General features: G+C 42.2%; 17 protein-coding genes and 1 pseudogene. 12 read left to right on the forward strand and 6 right to left on the reverse strand.

The features are described 5' to 3' along the window. Positions 1-6 precede the first annotated feature (6 nt). Positions 7-1,428 carry a sigma-54 interaction domain-containing protein gene (locus tag ACYQ3Q_RS26160; RefSeq protein WP_459931353.1) on the reverse strand — a complete coding sequence of 474 codons (1,422 nt, stop codon included), beginning with the start codon at positions 1,426-1,428 and terminating at the stop codon, positions 7-9. 578 nt (positions 1,429-2,006) lie between these two features. Here ACYQ3Q_RS26160 and ACYQ3Q_RS26165 point away from each other — a divergent pair. The 6 genes and pseudogenes from ACYQ3Q_RS26165 (at position 2,007) to ACYQ3Q_RS26190 (ending at position 9,659) form a co-directional block, all read left to right on the forward strand. Next, entirely contained in the window at positions 2,007-3,437 is a 1,431-nt protein-coding gene (locus ACYQ3Q_RS26165; protein WP_459931354.1) for a trimethylamine methyltransferase family protein, read from the forward strand. A 129-nt stretch (positions 3,438-3,566) separates the two neighbouring features. After that, a complete protein-coding gene (locus ACYQ3Q_RS26170; protein ID WP_459931355.1) occupies positions 3,567-4,199 on the forward strand; it encodes a cobalamin B12-binding domain-containing protein in 633 nt (210 codons plus the stop codon). 30 nt (positions 4,200-4,229) lie between these two features. After that, a pseudogene (gene mttB / locus ACYQ3Q_RS26175) lies at positions 4,230-5,705 on the forward strand ([trimethylamine--corrinoid protein] Co-methyltransferase). A 250-nt stretch (positions 5,706-5,955) separates the two neighbouring features. After that, positions 5,956-8,001, forward strand: a complete 2,046-nt coding sequence (locus ACYQ3Q_RS26180) for an alkaline phosphatase family protein (RefSeq protein ID WP_459931356.1) — start codon at positions 5,956-5,958, stop codon at positions 7,999-8,001. A 74-nt stretch (positions 8,002-8,075) separates the two neighbouring features. Further along, the gene (locus ACYQ3Q_RS26185; protein ID WP_459931357.1) at positions 8,076-8,402 is read left to right on the forward strand and encodes a thioredoxin family protein; all 327 of its coding nucleotides are present in this window, start codon (positions 8,076-8,078) and stop codon (positions 8,400-8,402) included. Between the two features lie 39 nt (positions 8,403-8,441). Then, a complete protein-coding gene (locus ACYQ3Q_RS26190; protein WP_459931358.1) occupies positions 8,442-9,659 on the forward strand; it encodes an FAD-dependent oxidoreductase in 1,218 nt (405 codons plus the stop codon). Between the two features lie 141 nt (positions 9,660-9,800). On the opposite strand, the gene ACYQ3Q_RS26195 is transcribed toward ACYQ3Q_RS26190, so the two are convergent. Beyond that, complete coding sequence (locus ACYQ3Q_RS26195) at positions 9,801-9,935, reverse strand: hypothetical protein (RefSeq protein WP_459931359.1); 135 nt, start codon at positions 9,933-9,935, stop codon at positions 9,801-9,803. 173 nt (positions 9,936-10,108) lie between these two features. Between ACYQ3Q_RS26195 and ACYQ3Q_RS26200 the strand changes: the two genes are divergently transcribed. From ACYQ3Q_RS26200 to cls, 5 genes are all read left to right on the forward strand, one after another. Continuing rightward, the gene (locus ACYQ3Q_RS26200) at positions 10,109-11,272 is read left to right on the forward strand and encodes a DEAD/DEAH box helicase (protein ID WP_459931360.1); all 1,164 of its coding nucleotides are present in this window, start codon (positions 10,109-10,111) and stop codon (positions 11,270-11,272) included. A gap of 113 nt (positions 11,273-11,385) precedes the next feature. Beyond that, positions 11,386-12,219 carry an MBL fold metallo-hydrolase gene (locus tag ACYQ3Q_RS26205; RefSeq protein WP_459931361.1) on the forward strand — a complete coding sequence of 278 codons (834 nt, stop codon included), beginning with the start codon at positions 11,386-11,388 and terminating at the stop codon, positions 12,217-12,219. Between the two features lie 59 nt (positions 12,220-12,278). After that, entirely contained in the window at positions 12,279-13,160 is an 882-nt protein-coding gene (locus ACYQ3Q_RS26210) for an AAA family ATPase (protein WP_459931407.1), read from the forward strand. Between the two features lie 82 nt (positions 13,161-13,242). Next, positions 13,243-14,598, forward strand: coding sequence for a VWA domain-containing protein (locus ACYQ3Q_RS26215; protein WP_459931362.1), 1,356 nt, complete (start codon positions 13,243-13,245; stop codon positions 14,596-14,598). A gap of 35 nt (positions 14,599-14,633) precedes the next feature. Then, entirely contained in the window at positions 14,634-16,049 is a 1,416-nt protein-coding gene (gene cls / locus ACYQ3Q_RS26220; protein ID WP_459931408.1) for a cardiolipin synthase, read from the forward strand. A gap of 196 nt (positions 16,050-16,245) precedes the next feature. On the opposite strand, the gene ACYQ3Q_RS26225 is transcribed toward cls, so the two are convergent. From ACYQ3Q_RS26225 to ACYQ3Q_RS26240, 4 genes are read right to left on the reverse strand one after another with little or no spacing between them, the layout of a single operon-like run. After that, a complete protein-coding gene (locus ACYQ3Q_RS26225) occupies positions 16,246-17,031 on the reverse strand; it encodes an acyl-CoA dehydratase activase (RefSeq protein ID WP_459931363.1) in 786 nt (261 codons plus the stop codon). 12 nt (positions 17,032-17,043) lie between these two features. Then, a complete protein-coding gene (locus ACYQ3Q_RS26230) occupies positions 17,044-18,264 on the reverse strand; it encodes a 2-hydroxyacyl-CoA dehydratase subunit D (RefSeq protein WP_459931364.1) in 1,221 nt (406 codons plus the stop codon). Positions 18,265-18,278: 14 nt separating this feature from the next. Further along, positions 18,279-19,415, reverse strand: a complete 1,137-nt coding sequence (locus ACYQ3Q_RS26235) for a 2-hydroxyacyl-CoA dehydratase subunit D (protein WP_459931365.1) — start codon at positions 19,413-19,415, stop codon at positions 18,279-18,281. 16 nt (positions 19,416-19,431) lie between these two features. Next, positions 19,432-21,201, reverse strand: a complete 1,770-nt coding sequence (locus tag ACYQ3Q_RS26240) for a long-chain-fatty-acid--CoA ligase (protein ID WP_459931366.1) — start codon at positions 21,199-21,201, stop codon at positions 19,432-19,434. Positions 21,202-21,521: 320 nt separating this feature from the next. Between ACYQ3Q_RS26240 and ACYQ3Q_RS26245 the strand changes: the two genes are divergently transcribed. Further along, the gene (locus ACYQ3Q_RS26245) at positions 21,522-21,908 is read left to right on the forward strand and encodes a desulfoferrodoxin (RefSeq protein ID WP_034141692.1); all 387 of its coding nucleotides are present in this window, start codon (positions 21,522-21,524) and stop codon (positions 21,906-21,908) included. Positions 21,909-21,978 lie beyond the last annotated feature (70 nt).

Here is a 21,978-nt window from a genome sequence, read left to right on the forward strand (position 1 = left end):
TTAAATTTAGATGTCAATACTCTGAGTATTATTCTGCCTATAAGTGCGTATGATTCGGGTTACTTTACTTTGACTAATATTAAGAGTGTTTGCTACTTTATAGGAGCTTCTTAACTCATTATATAAGCGAATAATGATGGCCTCCTCATCACTTACTTTCAAGAGATTCTTCCATTTCGATAGCTCATCATCCACAAGATTGTTATTGGAGGGGGGGGTCTGAATCTTGAAAATTTTGCTTGGCAAATGCTCGGGTAGTATTTTGCCTTCTGGGATGGTAACGACTAATCGTTCTGCTAGATGATCCATTTCACGGATATTCCCAGGCCAAGAGTAATTTTGGAGAACATCTAGACACCGTGTATCAAATTCATGAGAGTATTTATATTGAGAATCATATTTTTCTAAAAAATAATGTAATAAAGGGATTATATCTTCGTTTCTTTCTCGTAATGGAGGAGGATCGATCTCAACAACGCTTAACCTATAATACAAATCTTCACGAAACTTACCTTCTTGAATGAGTTGAGGTAAGTCTCGATTGGTAGCGGCAATAATTCGAATGTCAATTGTTTTATGTTCTTTTCCACCGACAGGAAGGAAACGGTGTTCTTGGATAAGCTCTAATAATTTTGCCTGAACTCCTAAAGGAATCTCGCCAATTTCGTCGAGAAATAGAGTGCCACCATGGGCTAATTCCACTAAACCTACCTTACCGTATTTGTCTGCCCCTGTAAATGCACCTCGACAATAACCGAAAAGTTCAGATTCTAAAAGATGTTCTGGAATAGTGGCACCGTTAATGCAGATAAAGGGTCCTTCTTTGCGCGGACTCATTTTGTGAATGTCCAAGGCTAAGACGTTTTTTCCTATTCCGGACTCCCCAAGGATTAAGACCGTTGAATTAACTAAGGCCACTCTCTGAACTAAAGCGAGGCATGACTTCATTTTTTGGTTAGAAAAAGAGTAACCTTTAAAATAGCTGACTTGTTGAATTAATTCGTCAACTTTATCTTTATAATGGTTCACCAGTTTCTTAGTTTTATCTAAATCATGTTTTAATTGCTCGATTTGAGTGATATCCCTACTGTTCATGACAATAAAATCAATCTCGCCATGGCAATTAAAGACAGGAGTAGCGGTTACAACAAGATTAATCCCTGACCTAGTTTTTTGTTCTAAGGTAACAATTTTTTTTTCTCGGAAAACAACGGGGGCCAAAGCAGGTGAGTAATATCCTTCGCTGATTAAATGATCGACAGTTTTCCCGATGACCTCAGAAGGATTTACTCCATAGTGTTTTACACAGGCTTCATTGACGTAGGTGACAATGCTGTTGCGGTCTACGACGAAAATCTCATCAAAGGAGTTGTCTAATATCCTTTTTAAATCCTCCCGATTTAAAGTGCTTTCATCACAATCAGGCAAATTTTACGCCTCCTTTGTCCAATTCGAAAAGATTAGTAAGAGATAAAGTTTCAGTATGGTCAGGTATAGATTATCTATTATAGAAGAATATTCGATATAATATGAAAAAAACCTGCAATTATTGCGAAATGTGTTGTATATTGCAGAACTTAATTCGTTAGATTTAACTAGAGTATTATTTTGGAAAATGTCTTTTATATAAATTATATAGGAAGGACTATAAATGTAAATAGTGTTGACCGTACAATTAGAATATTCGTTTTTAGAGGTTGCCATAGTCTTCAAGTTCTAGCAAGTTTCTTGTGTATGGCATAAGAATTGCAGTATACTTATGTATTCAATGACCTTCGTAAATGGGGTGGAGATCAATCCTAGTTCATTCAGCAAATACTGCGACAATTGACTAATTCTAAGAACGCATTCCGCGAAAAGAACCTTGTGGCCATTTTTGTTATACTAAATTAATGGGTTGAAGTAAGATGGTGCAAGTCGGGGGGACTTAGATAAGTCATAATGACTCATCGAGGCTCAGAGTAAGCTGAAATTTACAGCAAACAAGATCAAATGGGGAGGTCGTTATGAGAGGTATAAAAACTAAACTTGAAGTACTGACTAAAGATGATTTGTTAAGAGTTCATGAAGCCACCCTGAAAATTCTTCGAGAAACTGGTGTCGTGTTTCACAGTGAAGAAGCTCTTAGTATTTTCAAAAAACATGGGGCTAGAGTTGAGAACAAAACGGTATTTATTTCTCGTGAACTAGTCGATCAGGCCTTGAGCACTGCACCCAAAACTTTCCGAATGAGAGCCCGCAACGATAAATACTCCGTGACGGTTGGTGAAGGATTCTTAGTACAGCCTAACGTAGGTCCTGTCTATATTCAGGACCTAGATAGGGGACGGCGCGAGGCAACTCTGGAAGACTATGCTAATATCCAAAAAATGTGTCAAGCCAGCGATGTTGTTGACTTGGTGGGGACCATTCCAGTCGACCCAAGTGATGTTGATACTCATGACAAATATCTGATGATGATGTATGAAGCCCTAAAAAACTCTGATAAACCAGTGATAGGTTTCTGTGCTAACACTCATCAAGTTCGAGAACAGTTGGATATGGTTGAGCTTGCTATGGGGAAGCCTGGTTTTCTGTTGGAAAATCATTGCACCGCTGTGTTAGTTAATTCCCTGAGTCCCTTAGGATATGCGCCTGATACCTTGGAAACAATAATTGAATACGCAAAACGCAATCAGGTGATCATGCTTGCACCTTGTATCATGGCCGGAGTAAGTGGACCAATCTCCCTCTTGGGGACAGCGGTACTCCAAAACACAGAAACCATCGCAGGATTAGTCTTGGTTCAATTGATTAATCCTGGTGCTCCACTGGTCTATGCAACAGCTTCCACCTCGGGATATATGAAGGAGGCTACCTTTGCGGCAGGTACGCCGGAAGCAATGTTGATTAATACTGCTAGCTTACAAATGGGTTTGGATTTTTACCACTTACCCGTGAGAACAATGTCTGGAATTACTCATTCTAAAACAGTGGATTGCCAGGCAGGGTATGAAAGCATGCAGAGCTTAATGATGGGAATGATGAGTGGAGCCCATATGTCTGTTCAGAGTCTTGGAGTTTTGGACGCCATCATGACGACTTCTTACGAGAAATTCGTTATTGATGAAGAACTCGTCAGAAGAGTGAGGCGGATTTCACAGGGTATTGATACTTCTGATGAAGCTTTAGCCGTCGAGGTCATTCAAGAGGTAGGGCATACGGGCACCTACTTGTCCCACATGAGTACCTTTGAAAAGTTCAGAACCTTATGGACTCCATCTGTATCGGATTGGGGAAATTATAGTGATTGGAAAAGCGCCGGCTCAGAAGACGTGACAATCAGGGCAAATCGAAAGTTTAAACAAATTCTTCGAAACGCCCCTGAATCTTTACTCGATCCTGATACAGATAAAGCACTCCAAGCCTATATTGTAAGGGCTAAATCGAGCCGTTAAATTGAGTTTTGGACTGAGTTTTGTGAGTTATACCCGGCATAAAAAGTCGGAATTATACAAAGAAATTGATTTAGACTAAGATTAATCTAAGATTAATTTAGATCTATATATCTTAAGGAGGATGTCAAAATGAGTGATTTTGATCAATTGGCCGATTATGTATTCAAAGGTAATGCTGCTGCCGTAAAAGATTTAACCCAGAAAATGGTGGATGGTGGTGGAGATCCCATGGAAATCATCTCCAAGGGGTTGCTGGTCGGTATGGATATAGTTACCCCAAAATTCAAAGCAGGTGATATGTATGTACCTGAAGTCATGATGTCAGCCAAAGCATTATCGGAAGGCATGAAAATTGTGAAACCTCTTCTCACAGGGTCACAAATCGCTGTCACTAAGACCATCCTTATAGGAACTGTTGCTGGAGACCTTCACGACATTGGCAAGAATCTTGTTGTTATGATTATGGAAAGCGGTGGCTTTAATGTTGTCGATCTAGGAGTGGATGTATCGCCGGAAAAATTTGTGGCTGCGATTAAGGAGCATGATGCCCAGATTGTAGGTTTATCTGCTCTCTTAACGACAACCATGCTCAATATGAAAGCGACCATCGAATTAATCACTGAAGAAGGACTACGTGACAAGGTAAAGATTCTGGTTGGAGGCGCACCAGTTTCTCAAAGCTTTGCTGATGAAATCGGTGCAGATGGTTATTGCGCAGATGCTATGGCTGCCAAAGAAATGGCAACCGCAATTTTGAATTAATTAATAATGCAACAAGCGGAGGTGAAATAATTGAGAAGTGAAGTTAAAGCCGGAGTTTCAAAACATGAGGGCTTCGGACTCAATATATTTTCGAATGATGAGCTTTATGACATCCATAATGGAACATTAGAGGTTTTAGAAAAAACAGGGATCAAAGTAGAATCCAAAGAGGCTTTAGATATTTTCGCCGCTGGTGGATGCGTTGTTGATTACGGAACTAAAGTCGTAAAGATTCCTGGCTATATTGTTGAAGATGCTATCCGTTCAGCCCCGAATACTGTGTTATTAGCTGGTAGAGATCCAAAACATGACATCGTCTTAGGTGGCAAAAGGGTGCACTTTATTAATTTCGGTGAAGGTGTTTCCATCATCGATCCGTACACAAAAGAATATCGGAAGACCACTAAGCAGGATGTTGCTGACATAACTAGATTTTGCGATGCAATGAGTGAGATGGATGCTGTATTGCGGCCTGTTGCACCTCAAGATGTACCTGCTGAGGCGTCCGTGGTTCATAACGCTGAAGTTATTTTTAATAACACTACAAAGCACGTTTTCATCGGCACTGAAGGTGGAAAAAACTTTGAGAAAGTTTTAAGAATGGCCACAATAATTGCTGGTAGCGAGGAAAAGTTCAGAGCACGCCCACTTTTCTCATGCAATGTTTGCCCAACAAGTCCTTTACAATTAGTTGGCCATTGTACTGAAGTTATTATCGCGGGTGCACGTGCTGGCGTGGCAGTGAATGTATTGTCCATGGCTATGGCTGGAGCTACTTCCCCGATTACCTTAGCGGGTTCACTAGTCACGCACAATGCTGAAGTTTTGAGTGGCATTGTCTTAGCCCAACTCACCTGCAAAGGTGCACCATCGATCTATGGTAGTTCTACAACGATCATGGATTTACGGTTTGCCACTGCTCCGGTAGGATCTCCCGAATTGGGAATGATCAATGCTGGAGTGGCAAAACTTGCTCAGTTCTATTTACTGCCTAGCTGGGTAGCTGGTGGCTAGGTAGATAGTAAAGTCCCTGATGGCCAAGCAACTCATGAGTTCACGATTACCGCTATGCTGACTGCGTTGGCAGGGTCCAACCTGATCTATGGTGCGGGAATGTTAGAACTCGGTATCACCTTTGACTATGCGCAAATGGTGATGGATAATGAGATGGCTAGGATGATTAAACAATCTGTTTGTGGAATTAGTGTGACGGATGAAACCTTAGCTGTAGATGTTATTAAGCAGGTAGGTACCGCTGGTAACTTTATTAGCGAAGAGCACACATTCAAACACATGAGGACTCAATCTAAGACTAAAGTCATCGATCGTCGGATGAGAGATGTTTGGCTTGCAGACGGAGGTAAGGATTTCGCGGAGAGGGCGTATGACGAGGCTAGATCCATTTTAGAAAACTACAAGCCTCAGCACCTGTCTGAAAAAGTTCAAGCAGAACTTCGAGAGATAGTTGTTGAGACAGAAAAAGAGTACGGTGTCAGTTCTAAGTAACTCCTCCATGTAATCTAACAGCTAGTTCCAGGGCGAATATTTGTTAGGAACACTTGGCGGTTACTTACACATTGATTTCACTTCTCATTAGATTAAATTGCGAGGGGGACTGGATTTCAGTGCCCCTCGTAACTGCAGATATGATATGTAGTTTCTAGACATACTTAAAAAAATTTCATATTCATTCAAGGCTCAAAACAAAACTCGATATATTATAAATCAAAGGTTAAGTAAAGGAGTGATCACTTAAGTGAAAAGAGATGCATTAACTCAGAAATTATTGGTATTAGGGGTAGACGGGATGGATCCCAAATTATCCCGGAAGTTCATGGACGAAGGAATAATGCCAAACTTACAAAAACTTCTTGCAAAAGGCTCAGCAAGAGAAGACATGGGTCATTTAGGTGCCATGCCAACGATTACTCCTGCATGCTGGACAACTTTAGCAACGGGAGCCTATCCTGGAACACACGGTATTACCTGCTTTTGGCGACAATCACCACATAGCCTTGACGCAGTAGTATATAATATGGATTCCAGAAACTGTGAAGCTGAACAGTTATGGAATATAACTGCTGAGGCCGGTCTGAAAACTTTAGTATGGCATTGGCCCGGTTCTGCTTGGCCTCCCACCAGTGACAACCCAAATTTAAGCGTTGTTGATGGAACACAGCCCGGTTCGGTTAACATGGGTGTGGCACAACTTGATTGGGAAAAAATTATCTTTGCAAGTGAGGAAATTAAAGAATTACAATATGCTCCAAAACTTGAACGTCCTGCTGGTACCGGCTGCATGATTTCCGATCTGAGTGCTATTACTGAAGAAAAAGAACCAACTACCGATATGATGGAATTATGGTATGGTGAAGCTGCCATGACAGGTAGTGAAATCCGTGAATATATCATGGGACCAGAAAATATGGAAATGGTTATTGAATCTATTCCTCATTATGATGTCGTCAATTCCCCGTTGAAAGCGGCAGAAAGATGGGCAGCTGCACCGGCAGATGCCAAAGAATTTACTGTTTTAACGTCTGATGGTATTGTAAGCCGACCCACCCTGATTTTGAAGAATGCTGATGGCATCTATGACCGTGTAGCAATTTATAAAAATAAGAAGGCTGAGAGTCCAATTGTAGTGTTGGAAGTCGGGAAAATGGTTTCCGGTATTGTGGATGACATTAATAAAGAGGGTGTATTAAAACCTGCATGTCGTACTATGAAAGTCTTAGAACTTTCTCCTGATGGCACATCGGTGAAAATGTGGATCAGTAATGCATTGGATATTGCCCAGGACAAATTATGGCATCCCAAAGAGTTGTTAAAAGATATCGTAGAAAACGTTGGACCGGTTCAACCTGTTAGCTTGGTTGGGGGAGAAGACGCTTACCTGGTTGAGAAGGTTTATGAACCAGCCTGGGATACGTATAGTCAATGGCAAGCAAAGGCTTTAAATCATTTAATTAAGAACCGGGATTTCCAGATAGTATTTACTCATTTGCATAATGTTGACTGTGCAGGTCATATGTTTTGGCATTTAGCTAAAAATCTGGAGCGCTGGACCCATTGTGACGCTGAAGTAAATCAAGACTTTATTCGGAAGTTTTACATTCAGACAGACAAATATATCGGTGAATTCTTACACCTGTTAGATGAAGGATGGACAGTGCTGCTTTTAGCTGACCATGGTTTACTGGTCGGGGAAGAATTTCCACCACAAATTGGTGAATATGGTGGTATGAATGTACAAGTAATGCAGGAACTAGGTTATACCGTTATGAAAAAAGATGAAAACGGTAAAAACCTCAAAGAAGTCGATTGGGAAAAGACAACAGCTGTCCAGTCTCGAAGTAACTATATTTATATCAACTTAAAGGGACGTGATGCCCATGGCATTGTTGACCCAGCGGACAAATATGAACTGGAAAGAAAACTTATTTCTGACCTTTACTCCTATAGATATAAAGGACAGCGTGTTATTGGGCTTGCAATGCGGAATAAAGACGCTGTTGTATTAGGAACAAACGGTCCCCAGTGCGGTGATATCACCTTCACTGTTGATGAGGGATTCAGCCGTCTTCATGGTGATGGGTTATCCACTACAGAGGGTGCTTTCGATACTTCTGTTACCCCAATTTTTATAGCAGCAGGTACAGGAATTAAAGAAAACTTTACAACAGTTAGAACCATTAGACAAGTTGATATTGCTCCGACTATTGCAACATTAGTAGGTGTAAGAATGCCTGCCCAGTGCGAGGGTGCACCAATCTATCAGATTTTAACCGAAGAATTCTAATATAAAAAGGCAGGCTAATTCACATAACTTGACTTCGTGGAATAGCCTGCCTTTTATTTGAAGGAGTGGAATCTATGTCCTTAGAACAATTAAATGCATATAAGTTCGAAGAAATTATCTATGATAATCAGGAAGCCTGTCTCGTTATTTTCTCCAGAAAAGCCTGTCATGTTTGTAAAGAGGTCGTTCCTGTTTTGGAGGAACTTCAACCGCAATACCAAAACAGGTTTGGATTCTATTACGTGGATGTAGAAGAAGATAAAAACTTGTACCAAAGATTCTCTTTAAAAGGAGTTCCTCAAATTCTTTTCTTTAAGGAGGGCGAATATCAAGCGAAACTGGCAGGGGCTGTTGACGAAGACAAAGTCATAGATAAAATTGCGGAAGTTCTGGAATCCTAATCACTAAAAGAATCTACAGGGAGGGGGTAAACTAGGAAAATGGGAGATGTGACCTACGATTTAATTATTATCGGCGGTGGCCCCGCAGGACTCACGGCAGCTATTTATGGGGGAAGAGCGAAGCTGAGAACGTTGGTAATCAACAAAGGGACGGTTGGCGGTTTGGTCAATACGACACGAGAAATTGTCAATTATCCAGGCTATGCCCAAATCAGTGGACCCGATCTTATGAAAGACTTTAAAAAGCATGCCGATTCCTTCGGTGTTGAATTTTCACGAGATGAAGTTGTGAGTGTAAATTTTTCTCAAGAAGACAAAATCATCCATACGAAAAAAGGTAAAGAATGCACGGCCAAGGCGGTTATCATAGCTTGTGGCAGTGAGCCGAGACTATTAAATATTCCTGGCGAAAGGCGGCTTCAGGGCAGTGGGGTTGCCTATTGTGCAACCTGTGATGCCGAGTTTTTTGAAGGCGAAGACGTTGTTGTCGTTGGCAGCGGGGATCAAGCTATTGAAGAAGGCATGTACATTACCAAGTTTGCTCGTAAAGTCACTGTGATTGTACTCCATGACGAAGGCGTTCTCGATTGCAATAAAGTGAGTGCGGAAAGGGCCTTCCAAAATAAAAAGATGGAGTTCGTATGGAACTCCACCATTGAAGAAGTCCTGGGTGAGGCTAATGTCGAGGGGGTTAAAATCAAAAACTTAAAAACAGGCCGTTCAAGCGAACTTGCTTGCCAGGGTGTATTTTTCTTTGTCGGGATGATTCCTTCGACCCATTTTCTTAAGGAAAGTGGTATTGGGATGGACAGTAGAGGCTATATTCCCGTTAATGACTTGATGGAAACCGACCTCGGAGGGGTATATGCAGTCGGAGACAATCGGGTTAAATATTTAAGGCAAGTGGTTTCAGCTGCAGGGGATGGGGCAACGGCCGCAGTCGTTGCCGAGCGCTATATTGAGGAACTGAAGGGGTTTAGTACGAGTGTACTTAACAGTAACAAAAAAGTTCTCTTGCTTTTCTTCAATGCCTTAGATAATCAAAGCTTGGAGTTTAGCACTTTATTAGAAGAGGCAAATCACGAACTATCGGAACTCTACAAAGTGGTTAAAATCGATACGGCTACTAAGAAAAATCTTGCTCAAAAGTATGATGTCAAAAACGTGCCATCAGTTGTTGTATTGGACAGAGGGCAAGAGATCAAGCGATTGGACTATTCGATGGATAAAGAAAAACTAAAAGCTCAACTAAGGTAAGACAAATCATTAATAGTAAATAGTAAAACAATAGAAGAGCATATTATAATTCTATAACACAAAACACAAGCGGCCTCACTCCACTTTGATAGTGAATAGAGGACGCTTTTTGATTATTGTATCTAATTAGGAGTGAGTTCACTATCTTGCCACGTAATGGTCTGTCGTCAAATCTTTGGCAAGTTTAACAATAGAATCGGCTAATTTAGATAATTCATTAATAGAAGGAGTAATTTCTGTCAGAGCTACAGCTTGATGATCCGACACTAATGCCATTTCATTGACTGCTGCATTGATCTGTTCTACTGCGCCTTGAATCTTATCTAATGTATCTTTGATACTGGATAAAATTTCTTATTAACAGAGAAAAAGGATATAATGGTATGTAAGCTTAGTATTAAGAACGTAAGAAGTAAACGTCATACATTTATAGATGGGATGGATTATTAATGAATACAACCTTCAATCAGCTTGGGCTGGACGAATCTTTGGTTAAGGCCCTTAAACTACAAGAAATTGTTGAACCGACTGCGATCCAAGAACAAACGATACCTTTCATTTTGGCTTCTAGAGACGTATTAGGTCAATCAGAAACAGGAACCGGTAAAACCTTGGCCTTTCTCCTGCCGATTTTTCAGAAAATCGATACTCTAAAAAAAGAAACTCAAGCGATGATTCTCACGCCGACTCATGAGTTAGCTATTCAAATTCAGCGTGAAATAGAAACTTTAGCCAAAAACTCTGGTCTAGCCGTCACGTCCACGGCTATCATCGGAAACGTTAATATTGCGCGACAAATCGAAAAGCTTAAACAGAAACAACACATTATTGTGGGTTCCAGTGGCAGAATCCTGGAGTTAATTCAAAAGAAAAAGATTGTTGCTCAAACCGTGAAGACGATAGTACTTGATGAGGCTGATCGCTTACTGGATGAAAATAATTCCTCGATTGTTAAGTCGGTGATTAAGACAACCTTAAGTCGAACCCAACTTTTATTATTTTCTGCGACCTTACCTCCAACGACTTATCAACGGGCTTCTGAATTATTAAAGACTCCCGAGATCATTCGTGTTACAGATAAAATTATGATTGCGCCCACTGTTGAACATATGTACTTTTTAGGGGAACAGAGAGATAAAATCGAAATTCTGAGGAAGCTAATTCGGAGCATTATTCCTACCCGGGCCTTGATTTTCATTAACAAAAGCGAAGAAATTGAAAAGATGGTAGAAAACCTTAAATTTCATGGTTTGGAAGCTGAGGGGATATACGGTGGAGCTAATAAAGCTGAGCGAAAAAAAGCTATGGATGATTTTAGAAGCGGTAAAAGCAGTTTACTAGTAGCTTCAGATCTAGCTGCAAGAGGATTAGATATCAAAGGGATTACGCATATCTTTAACCTTGATCTGCCTGAGGATCCTCAACTTTATCTTCATCGAGTTGGGAGAACTGGTAGGGCGGGTAAAAGCGGGATTGCAATTTCCATTGTCAACCTTAAAGAAGTATCCTATTTGAAAAGACTAGAAAGCACCTTTGAAATTAAAATTAATCCTAAGGAGATGCTCCAAGGGAAAATTGTTGATCCCAAAAAAGGGGTGCTCAAGAAAAGATAAAGAAACAACTTGGTGAGTCACTTTGGTCGGATAATCTCACGGTTGAACTTTCATTCAATGGTAGTATAATTAGATTTAACTGAGGAAAATCCAAAGAAATGGGGTTTTCTTGTATGACTATGCATCAGACTGTCTGTCACCTGAGGACGGATAGGTCTCATGAAGTAAGGGTATTTAACAGTATTATAGGCATGTTAGGAACTACGCTTAACGTATATGCTTATATGGTGGACGGCATGCTCATCGATAGCGGTCCTCAAAGGATTAGAAGGGGAATTGTGAATTTTTGTCTGCACAACCGACCTAATAAAATAGTGCATACTCATTTTCACGAAGATCATACTGGCAATACGGCATATTTGGTTAAAAAACTCCAAGTTCCTGCTTATATACATCCTGAATCAATAGGTATTTGCCGTAATAAAGGAGATATACCCATCTATCGTTTAGCTTTTTGGGGGCATAGATTGGGCTTCGAAGCAGAGCCTTTGCCGGAGTTTATCGAAAATGAGCATTCTCGATTTGAAGTGATCCATACTCCTGGACATACTTCAGACCATGTGGTTTTTTTGGACAGAGAGAAGGGCAGGTTGTTTAGCGGAGATCTTTTTCTCCATCATAAGACACGGGTTGTACGGCGCAATGAAAATATACCCCTCCTCATGCAATCCCTACGCACGCTGTTGAAGGAGAGTTTTGACACAGTTTATTGTGCTCATGGAGGGGAGATTGAACACGGGTATCGTTTAGTTGAGCAAAAACTAGGGTACCTTGAAGAATTGCAGGATCAAATCCTGAACCTTCATCAAAAGGGATTTGTGATCAAAGCAATTGTCAAGGAGATGTTTCCTCGAACTCCGATTATCTCCTATTTTAGCCTTGGTGAATTTTCTTCTTTTAACTTGGTTCGTTCGCTGATCGAAGATAAAGTGCAAGATGGACCTTAAGGAATGATAGGGAAATTGTTAGGAGACCTTATTTCAAGATGTGGAGGAAAGTTGAGATTATGCAGACATCTCCCTTGGATTTAGCTCAAGAGCTTGAAGAAGAAGGCTATTTAATAGATCAAGATGCAGCGACCACATTATTTCTTGCGTTAGCTTTAGAAAAACCTTGTCTTATTGAAGGACCTGCCGGTGTCGGAAAGACACAGCTAGCTTTGGCATTAGCACGTGTGAAGAAACGAAAATTGATTCGCTTACAATGTTATGAAGGGCTCGATATAAGTAAGGCATTGTATGATTGGAATTATGCAAAACAGCTCTTACGCTTACAGCTTGCCAAGACTGAAAATTGGAATGACATAAAGGTCGATCTATTTTCCGAAGAGTTTTTACTCTCGCGTCCGCTTCTGGAGGCCATCCTGTCTCCAGAACCCGTATTATTATTGATTGACGAACTTGATAAAAGTGATGAGGAGTTCGAGAGTTTTCTCTTAGAACTCCTGGCAGAAAGACAGGTTTCGATTCCTGAGCTGGGAACAATCACATCTAATACCAAGCCGATAGTCATCTTAACCAGTAATAACTCTCGAGACTTTAGTGATGCCTTAAGACGACGTTGTATACATATCTATCTGACTTATCCAAGCATAGAACGAGAGATTTCAATTCTCAGCTCCCATGCGCCTGACTTGTCAGATCAATTACTTAATGATGTTTGTGAGTTTGTTGCCAAGGTAAGGAAGTTACCCTTACAAAAGCTTCCCAGTGTTTCAGAATCCATCGATTTTGCTCGAGCCTTAAAGGCACTTCAACAAGAGGAATTGAACTATGGAACCCTAATGGGGACGCTTAGTGTATTGCTTAAATATCCCAAAGACATTGCCAAATTGGAAGAACGTCTCAAAAAGTGGGAGACTGAGGCATCCCGGCACCATGGTAATTAGGGTAATTGAACTGACAGAATGGGATTGTTGCACTCGAATTACGTACCTCGTGCCTCGAACCTAGAGTAAGGGGATAGAAACTATGGATGGCTGGGTTTTGCTTAGATTAGTTCACGCTCTGAGGGAGGTTTCTATAGCTATTTCCTCACAAGACATTCTTGACGCCCAGACTTGCCTAGTTCGATATCCAGACCTACCTCGTAAACAGATTTTTAAAGCACTGCTTATTCATCGTCCTCAAGATGTTGCCATCTTTGAAACGGTCTGGAGAATTGTAATAGAAAATACAGAATCCTGCGAAGGAGAATATTCGCCGGATGAACCCCTTAAAAAAGAGAGGGAAGAAACTCAAGATCGTCAGGGAATAGGAGGACAAGGAGTCGGACGGGGGTCTGGGGGAATTAGTCTTACTGCCCAAGGAAATATACTGGACCTTTCACACATCTCTAATCTGATTTCATTTTCGCGCATTGAAGAGTTAGCTGGTGGGTTAGAATTTGAAGAGGGTGTTAAAGCAGTATTGGCTGAAATTGACTATTACACTTGGATCAATTCCTTTGATTTAGCTTATCAGCGGGGTACCCTTTGTGAGGCAGATTGGTATTCCCACCAGAACAATCGGGCCACTATCCTACGTGAAATTCGGCAGCGTTTATTAATGCTCCAAGTTACGCTTGATAACAGTTGGGAACCCCTTGTCCGGCAGCACTGGTTATTTAAGCCGTTAAGTTCGTTATCTGAAGAAGAGAAGGAACTTGTGAAGTCAAGTATTCGAAAATGGGCTCGAAATTTAGCCATCAGACCAGGCTATCGGTGGAAATCTTATCACAAAGGGACGCTAGATATCGCCAGAATCATTCAGCAAAGCGTTCAGCGGGATGGTTTACTTTTCCATTTGTGCTACCGACACAAAATCCCCCGGGCCCCTGAATTGGTGGTGCTTTGCGATGTCTCGAATTCTATGGCCTCCTTTGTGGAATTTTTGATTTACCTTGTGACCTCTCTGAGAGCTCGTTTTCGTAAGATACGGGTATTCTTTTTTATCGATTCAGTCTGGAATGTTACTGATTTTGTTTGGGATGATGATCTCAGCGGAGTAAAACAAGAGATAAGAAGCTGGGGTCATAAGGTAAGTTCAGGGTTTTCGGATTATGGAGAGGTGTTTAAGGAACTCGCTGAACACAAACTTAGAGAAGTGTCATCTCAAGCAATTGTCATCATTCTGGGAGATGGAAAAAACAACTATCGTTCTGCTCAAACGGAGTACATTGCCCAGATCTCAGGAAAAGTACGTAAAGTGATTTGGTTAAATCCACTAGAAGGACAGGCGTGGTCTGAGCCGGATAATGTCATGAAAGACTATCAAAAGTATTGCTCGAAAGTCTATCGATGTCGTTCCGCGAGGGATTTGCATAGAATTGTAAAGGATGTTTTTTAGAGGAGGCTATACTCATTTCAATTTTCTTTACGATCATCTTTATAATTATCCTGATTCAGCTCGTCTTCTTAGGCTCCGTAATTTTCTTAGAAAATAGGGACCCGACGAAAACAATCATCTGGCTTTTGATTCTGGGAGCCTTACCGGTTTTAGGCGCTTTACTTTATGTCCTGTTTGGTCGTGTTGTACGGAAACGGCGACTGTCACGCCACAAGCAAGTGAGACAGGAACAAACTGAGGAACTTCTGATGGACAGGCAAGTCAGACCGAGCGCTGAAGATGTCGACCAAGTGGGAGACAGCCCCATGAACAAGAAGTTGGCCAGACTCTTGCTTAATGATGCCGATGCGCCCTTGACCCTCAATAATCGTTCCGAGGTGCTCACCAATGGCAAGAAGACATTTAGGGCACTATTTTCGGCAATAGAAGAAGCTAAGTATCACATTCATTTAGAATATTATATTTTTCATAATGATGCGATTGGTAGGGATATCCTTAACCTGCTGATGCGTAAAGCGTCTGAAGGAGTCAAGGTACGTGTCCTAGTGGATGGGTTGGGAAATCGGTCCTTAGAGAAACGGTTTGGAGAATTGAGGAAAGCAGGGGTTGAGACTGCGGGGTTCTATCCTGTCCGCTTTCCGTTCTTATCAAAAAGGCTTAACCTGCGCAATCATCGTAAAATCGTTGTGGTCGATGGTCGGATAGGCTTTCTCGGAGGATTAAATGTCGGGGATGAATATTTATCACGCAATAAGAAAATCGGATTTTGGCGAGATACTTTCCTTAAGCTGGAAGGAGATTCGGTTAATTTTCTGCAAACGGTTTTTTTGAATGATTGGAATGTAGTGACTCATGAGGATATTAATGGCCCGCTGTACTATCCGCAACCATTGCAGTTGGGAAGTCAACTCACGCAAATCGCGGCTACTGGTCCCGATTCGGATTGGGGATCTATGTTACAAATCTTCTTTGTGGCCTTGACGAGTGCGGAAAGGACAATTTATATCGAAACTCCTTATTTTATTCCGGATGAAGGGTCAGTTATGGCGCTTAAAACCGCTGCCCTCAGTGGTTTAGACGTCAGAATTATCCTCCAAGGAGTCTCGGATCACAAGCTCACCTATTGGGCGTCGCATTCCTATATTGAAGAATTATTAGAATCAGGCGTGAGAATTTATCGTTATACTAAGGGGATTCTCCATGCCAAAGTACTAATTCTCGATAGCGAAATCGGAGTGGTAGGTTCGACTAATTTTGATATCCGAAGTTTTAGTTTGAATTTTGAAATTAGTGCCTTCATTTACGAAACCGCTTTTGCCCATCGTCTAGAACAAGACTTTCATCAGGACCTTGCCGATAGCAAAGAACTTGTGTTGGAAGAGTACAAATTGCGTCCGTTGTCCGACCGTATTAAAGAATCAAGTGCACGGTTGTTTTCACCGCTCTTATAGTGAGCGGATCAATCCTCAAAAAAGATGTCCGTTTTGTCCTTAAGAAAGGGAACATAGCCATTAAAGCTGAATAGATAACAAGCGAAGCCGAAGTTCAATGAACTCCGGCTTTGCCTGAATAGTCAGACTCCTATGCCGCTAAGCGGCAACACTGAATGTAAACCTCGATTATTTGAGTTGACTTTATTACACTTTATTATTTAACTTTATGGAGCTCCTGAGCAAGTAATGCTGCACCCAAAGCGGCAGTAATGACCGGTTCCTGGGATACAAGCAGGGGATAACCTAGCTGCATAGCCAGGGCGTGTACGACTCCTTGGTTATGGGCTACTCCTCCAGTGAACACAATATCGGGCTCCAATCCGGTTCGTCGAGTCATTGAAGCAACTCGGCTGGCTACAGAATCGCAGACACCGGCTAGAATGTCCGATTTAGGTGCTCCTGCAGAAACCTGGGAAATGACTTCGGATTCGGCAAAGACCGTGCAAAAGGAGGAGATTTTGGTTGGGTTTTTTGAGGAAGAGACTATCTCTCCAATATCCTGCCATTCTACTTCGAGGGCTGAGGCCATTACTTCTAAAAATCGACCAGTGCCAGCTGCACATTTATCATTCATGGCAAAGTCAGCAACTTTACCATTGGAGAGTAATTTTATGACTTTGCTATCTTGTCCGCCTATGTCTATAATGGTGCGAGCACTAGGAAATAGATGGTGGATCCCTTTAGCTTGACAAGTAATTTCCGATACGTCACGATCCGCGGGAAAGGTAACCCGTCCATAACCCGTTGCGACTGTGGCCCTGACTGATTGTTCATTCAAACCGGATTCGTTAAGAAGTTGTTCTTTGAGACGGGTGGCTACGTCTCGCCCACTATAGCCTGCTCTGGTTTTGGCCTGTCCGATAATTTCCTGATGACTATTAAGGAGGACTACTTTAACGGTTAACGAGCCAATATCTACGCCTACAAAATACTGCTGCATAATATTCCCCCCTTATTCAAAGGTTTCCAGGAAAGCCTGAACCCGATTGCGGACGGGCTCTTCAGCATATGCTCTTGGGTCGGCCATGTCTGCTTCGATCATTAGCCCGGGAACCCCAGTTTCACGCATCACTTTTCTACGGATCACTTCTTGAACCAATGAATAGGGTTTACAGGAACGATTGGAATGCATGACGAAACCATTGGCCTTGTAGTCCCTGATCAAACAAATCAATTGATTGGCTCTGAACTCGGGGGAACGATTAAGAAAAACCTCAGTGTAGGTTGCCGCTAAGCTTTCCATGGGAGTACCCGGAGCGTGGTCGGTCGCCCATCCCCCACTGTAGGTGTCAGTAACGAAACATGCCCCTTTTTCAGCAAATAGTTTGTAAAAGGTAAATAATTGAGGCCAAATTGCGATGTTGTCCCAGACTAAGCGAATGCGTTCATCGTTGATAGCGCCCTGGGAGAGGTTGACTCGTTCATTAACTTCTGCTTTCAGCTTGCGGTAATAGTCAATTCCTGCTTGTGATCCTCTCAGCACAACGATCGGTGCCATGTGGATAAAGAGATCGGGCGCATTAAGAGGAGAGGGACTGGCTTGGCAGTACTGTCGGGTTTCTTTCCAGAGTGAGGTGATTTCGGCACTCAGGCGCATCTGCTTGGCAAGGCTTTTCTGATTTAATTTTCGACCCGTAATTTTTTCCAGTTCTGCAGCCATAGAGTTTAGTTGCTCCAAGACATAGTCTTTAGCCTGTGGTGTCAATTCTCCCGTCAGATACGGAGTATCAAGAACTAGTAATGGAACATTAAAATGCCGTGCTAAAACTTCATACCACTTAAGTACGGTTCCACAGATGTTATTACAGGCCACCAAGAGGTCGGGCTTAGGCATCCCTCCCAAAGGTGCGAGATCTGGTCTAAGAACTCCTCCAATATTTGAACGGGCGTAAGAGCAGAGGTCTTGGGAATAACCCGCTGTTTCAGCTACTTCACATAAACTCACGGTTGCTTGGCGAGCACTGTAAATAGCTGCATATTGCTCTGGGTAAGCTGAGTGAATTTTAAAAGCGCGTAAGAGTTCGACAGGGGCACCACTAGTGACCCACGCTAAGGGGCGATGCAAGGGTTTGCCCCAGTAGCGATGGTAATTAGTTAAGGCATAGTAACGTCCCATGGTTTTTTGCAGAGCTTTAGTGCTAACCATTGGACGATAATTTCGTTGTTTCACCATAATCACCCCTCCTTTCACAATCCAGGGTCTTCAATTATGCTTTCTAAAAAGGCCTGGAGCCTTGTTCTTTCCTGTCCCCCCACATTAGCCCCTTCTAGTTCCAGCGTTAGAGTGCGAATTCCGCTATTACGGAAATTCTCGGCTAAAGTTACGGCATCCCAAGCATGGGGGTCGCAGTATTTTCGAATAATGATAATCGCACCTTGGGCTTGCCGTTGCTTAGCAAGTTCAGTTAGATAGGCGATTCGTTCATTTAGACTGCGGTGCTTACACGGACAGGGGGGCATTTCAGAGTAACGCTTTACTATATCGGCAAGAGGGTTATCGGATTCGGTTAGGGTGAGGCCAGAATAATGGCGATAACCTGTACAGGTATCATCCGCAACGACTCTCCCTCCCAAATCTTCAATCATTGTGAAAAGGCTATCATTTTCTAACACCGCGCTGCTAATCAGGACTTTCGCCCGCTGGTGAGGTACTGAAGCCATTTCTTTTAATGTTGGGAGGCATTGCTCAAGGGCTTTAACGTAATCTGAACGCGGCATAAGCTGTCCTGCTCTGAGTATGGAAAATACTAGGGGGGAAGGGAGGCCGGGCCTAAGTTCATCAAGTTCAGTCACTAATTTACGAGTCTGAGTACATAACCTCAAGGCGTCCTGAATGGCTTGTTGATTGATCTCTTGCTGAGTTATGTTCGTTAGTTCTTTTAAGAGTGTATTCAATTCAGCAAGATAGTATCGAGCGGCGCCTTGAGCCGTTAACATGACTGGTGGGACAAGATCGACAGTCTTGCTTCGACTGCTAGCGGCCCAGATTCCACTTAGGCATTGCATTGTGTCACAGGTATGGGTAAACCCGATTCCGACAAGGTCTTGCCATTTCTCTCGGATTTCCATATCGAGTGTTCCTCTTGCCAAAGAACAGCTATAAGCTGGGAGTTCAGCAGGAGTTGAGTTTTCGGAATCAGGAAACAGGCGCAGGGGGTCTAGACCAGCCGCTAGGATAAGTTCTTCTGGAAAATAGGAGCAAAAATAACCGAAGAATTTTCGATGAGGATAACGTTGGAAACGACCAGCACCTTTAAGCGTAGATTCTTCCAGGAGTAGTTCAAGTAAATCGTTGGTATCAGAATTCGTATTGATTGCAGACATTAAGGGACTCCTCTCGTTAGCCTTTTAGGGATTGTCCAGGAACGTATTCGGACTGTTGCGGAGTATCGGTGTGAGGTGGACTGGCTGAACTGGTTTGGTCTTCCTCACGCAGGGAGCGTTTTAAGATTTTACCAATAGCTGTCATGGGAAGTTCGGCGCGAATCTCAACTTGTTGGGGTACTTTATAGGGTAGGAGATACTCCCGACAAAAGGTAATTATGGCTTGTTCTTCGACTGTTTCTGCTTCTCTTAAGGTGATAAACGCCTTAACTCTTTCCCCCTTGTAACCATCTGGTATTCCAATAACGCAGGCCTCTTTTACAGCCGGGTGCTGATAGAGGATATCTTCGACTTCACGCGGATATACATTGAATCCCCCGGTAATAATCATATCCTTTTTACGGTCTACAATATAGAAATAACCGTCTTTGTCCATGTAGCCCAGATCTCCGGTGTAGAGCCAACCATTTCTTATGGCATAAGCTGTTTCTTCGGGACGGTTGTAGTACCCAAGCATAATTTCGGGGCCCGTAAGAACAATTTCTCCAAATTCTTGGGGTGGAAGGTCGATCTCTCCGGTTTCAATATCTCTAATCGCCATCCTGACATCCGAAAAAGGCATACCAATACTACCGGTTTTGTTGATGCCCCGATAGGGATTTGCACAGAGCGCAGTAACCGCTTCTGTAAGGCCATAACCTTCCATGAGTTTACTGTCGGTTAGTTCTTCAAACTGTCGCTTAACTTCTGGAGCTAATGGAGCCGCGCCAACAAAACAACCGCGCAGAGAAGAAAGATTAAAGCGTGACAAACGTGGGTGGTTAATAATGCCAATATACATCGTGGGCACTCCTGCGAAGAGTGTCGCTTGATAGCGGTGTATTCCTTTGAGAATGTCATCTATATTGAAGCGTGGAATAAGAACGCAGGAAGCACCAGAAATCAAGGGTGCATTCATACAGACTGACATGCCGAAGCCATGAAAGATTGGGAGGACGGCAAGCAAACGATCATTTTCGCTCATTTGTACCCAAGCGGCTCCTTGGGTAGCATTGGCGACTAGGGCAGAGTGAGAAAGCATGACCCCTTTAGGTTTGCCAGTTGTTCCTCCAGTATAGATAAGTAAGGCTTCATCTCGGAGAAGGTCAAATTCCCTTGTTACATAAGGTTTTGGTTCGCTTTCCAGTAAGGTTTTTAACCAATTGCAGCGTGGTAAGCGGGATTTAGCTTCAGGCGATAACTTGCGCGTAAATGGGTAAAGGGACTTAATGGGATAAGGCATGAATTCATTAAGAGAGGTGTAAAAAGTATGTTCGAGAAGATGATGTTCGCCCGAGTTATGGCAGGTTTCTCGGACGTTTTCCAACCTACCAGCCAAGAGATCGAGACAAATTGCAGAACTGATCTTTCCATCTCGAAAAATATGTAGGAGTTCTGGTTCAGTGCTCAGAGGATTGACCGGAACGACCACGGCCCCAATACTTAAGATGGCATAATAACTGATGACATATTGAGGACAGTTTGGCAACAAAAGGGCAATCCGGTCTCCTTGCTGAATTCCAATTTCCTTCAGTGCAGAAGCTAAGTGGTTGACATAGCGTCCTAATTGCTCGTAACGAATCACCTTCCCGAAAAAAATTAAGGCGCTTGCCTTGGGATGTTTCTCAACACTCCGGCGGAATAATTCATCCAGAGTGACTTCAGGATACTGGAGTGTGATGGGTACCTCAGGATCATAGTGCGTTGTCCAGGGAACATGTGTTTCGGTGGTCGCGGCTTTGTCCATTTACTTGCCCTCCTTATTAATTAGTGCGAGTAACGTTTAGTTAGCCTGCGTCAAAATTGAACCCTTTTTATAGTATTATAGTAAAAATATTGGTCATAGTATAGCGTTTAATTTTAATATTCTGTTAATTGTTCTGGCAAATCAATAGTTTTATAGTAAAATTACCCTATGTATCATATTCCAGTTCAGGAATATGATACATTCAATGATTTGTTATTTATAGCTTTAATTACAAAAAAAGAATATTTACAAGGAGGAGAATTAGTATTTCTGGAGAATACTAGATTAGGTAAAATAATTTGAAAATGGAGGCATGGTTAATGACAAACCTTAGAGAGCTTTATGTTTGTAGTATTTGTGGCAATGTTGTTGAAGTTGTTCATACGGGTGCGACTGCTTTGGTCTGCTGTAATAAACCGATGGATAAACTTGAAGCAGGGACTAAAGATGCTAGTCTAGAAAAACATGTTCCTGTTATTGAGATAGTCAGCGAAGGAATTAAAGTTAAGGTCGGCAGTGTAGCACATCCAATGGAAGAGAAACATTTTATTCGCTTTATCGAAGTCCTAACTAAGGATCAGGTACTTAGAGCAGAACTCGCACCCAACCAGGCGCCTGAAGCTATTTTTAAGCTCGCTAAATCTGACGATGTCGTAGAGGTTAGAGAATATTGCAATATACATGGTCTCTGGAAAGCTGATCTATAAATTGTGTCGTGGAAATTAAAGGATAGGTAGGATTAAATTCTGCCTATCCTTTATTCATGGGTGATTATGG

This window comes from Desulfosporosinus burensis (assembly GCF_054657535.1).

Bases quoted from the DNA above. Each gene is read 5' to 3' on its own strand.
- ACYQ3Q_RS26185 (WP_459931357.1), top strand. From the start codon at position 8,076: ATGTCCTTAGAACAATTAAATGCATATAAGTTCGAAGAAATTATCTAT.
- ACYQ3Q_RS26170 (WP_459931355.1), top strand. From the start codon at position 3,567: ATGAGTGATTTTGATCAATTGGCCGATTATGTATTCAAAGGTAATGCT.
- ACYQ3Q_RS26165 (WP_459931354.1), top strand. From the start codon at position 2,007: ATGAGAGGTATAAAAACTAAACTTGAAGTACTGACTAAAGATGATTTG.
- ACYQ3Q_RS26200 (WP_459931360.1), top strand. From the start codon at position 10,109: ATGAATACAACCTTCAATCAGCTTGGGCTGGACGAATCTTTGGTTAAG.
- ACYQ3Q_RS26210 (WP_459931407.1), top strand. From the start codon at position 12,279: ATGCAGACATCTCCCTTGGATTTAGCTCAAGAGCTTGAAGAAGAAGGC.
- ACYQ3Q_RS26235 (WP_459931365.1), bottom strand. From the start codon at position 19,415: ATGTCTGCAATCAATACGAATTCTGATACCAACGATTTACTTGAACTA.
- ACYQ3Q_RS26245 (WP_034141692.1), top strand. From the start codon at position 21,522: ATGACAAACCTTAGAGAGCTTTATGTTTGTAGTATTTGTGGCAATGTT.
- ACYQ3Q_RS26205 (WP_459931361.1), top strand. From the start codon at position 11,386: ATGACTATGCATCAGACTGTCTGTCACCTGAGGACGGATAGGTCTCAT.
- ACYQ3Q_RS26225 (WP_459931363.1), bottom strand. From the start codon at position 17,031: ATGCAGCAGTATTTTGTAGGCGTAGATATTGGCTCGTTAACCGTTAAA.
- ACYQ3Q_RS26240 (WP_459931366.1), bottom strand. From the start codon at position 21,201: ATGGACAAAGCCGCGACCACCGAAACACATGTTCCCTGGACAACGCAC.
- ACYQ3Q_RS26215 (WP_459931362.1), top strand. From the start codon at position 13,243: ATGGATGGCTGGGTTTTGCTTAGATTAGTTCACGCTCTGAGGGAGGTT.
- ACYQ3Q_RS26195 (WP_459931359.1), bottom strand. From the start codon at position 9,935: ATGGCATTAGTGTCGGATCATCAAGCTGTAGCTCTGACAGAAATTACT.
- ACYQ3Q_RS26230 (WP_459931364.1), bottom strand. From the start codon at position 18,264: ATGGTGAAACAACGAAATTATCGTCCAATGGTTAGCACTAAAGCTCTG.
- ACYQ3Q_RS26190 (WP_459931358.1), top strand. From the start codon at position 8,442: ATGGGAGATGTGACCTACGATTTAATTATTATCGGCGGTGGCCCCGCA.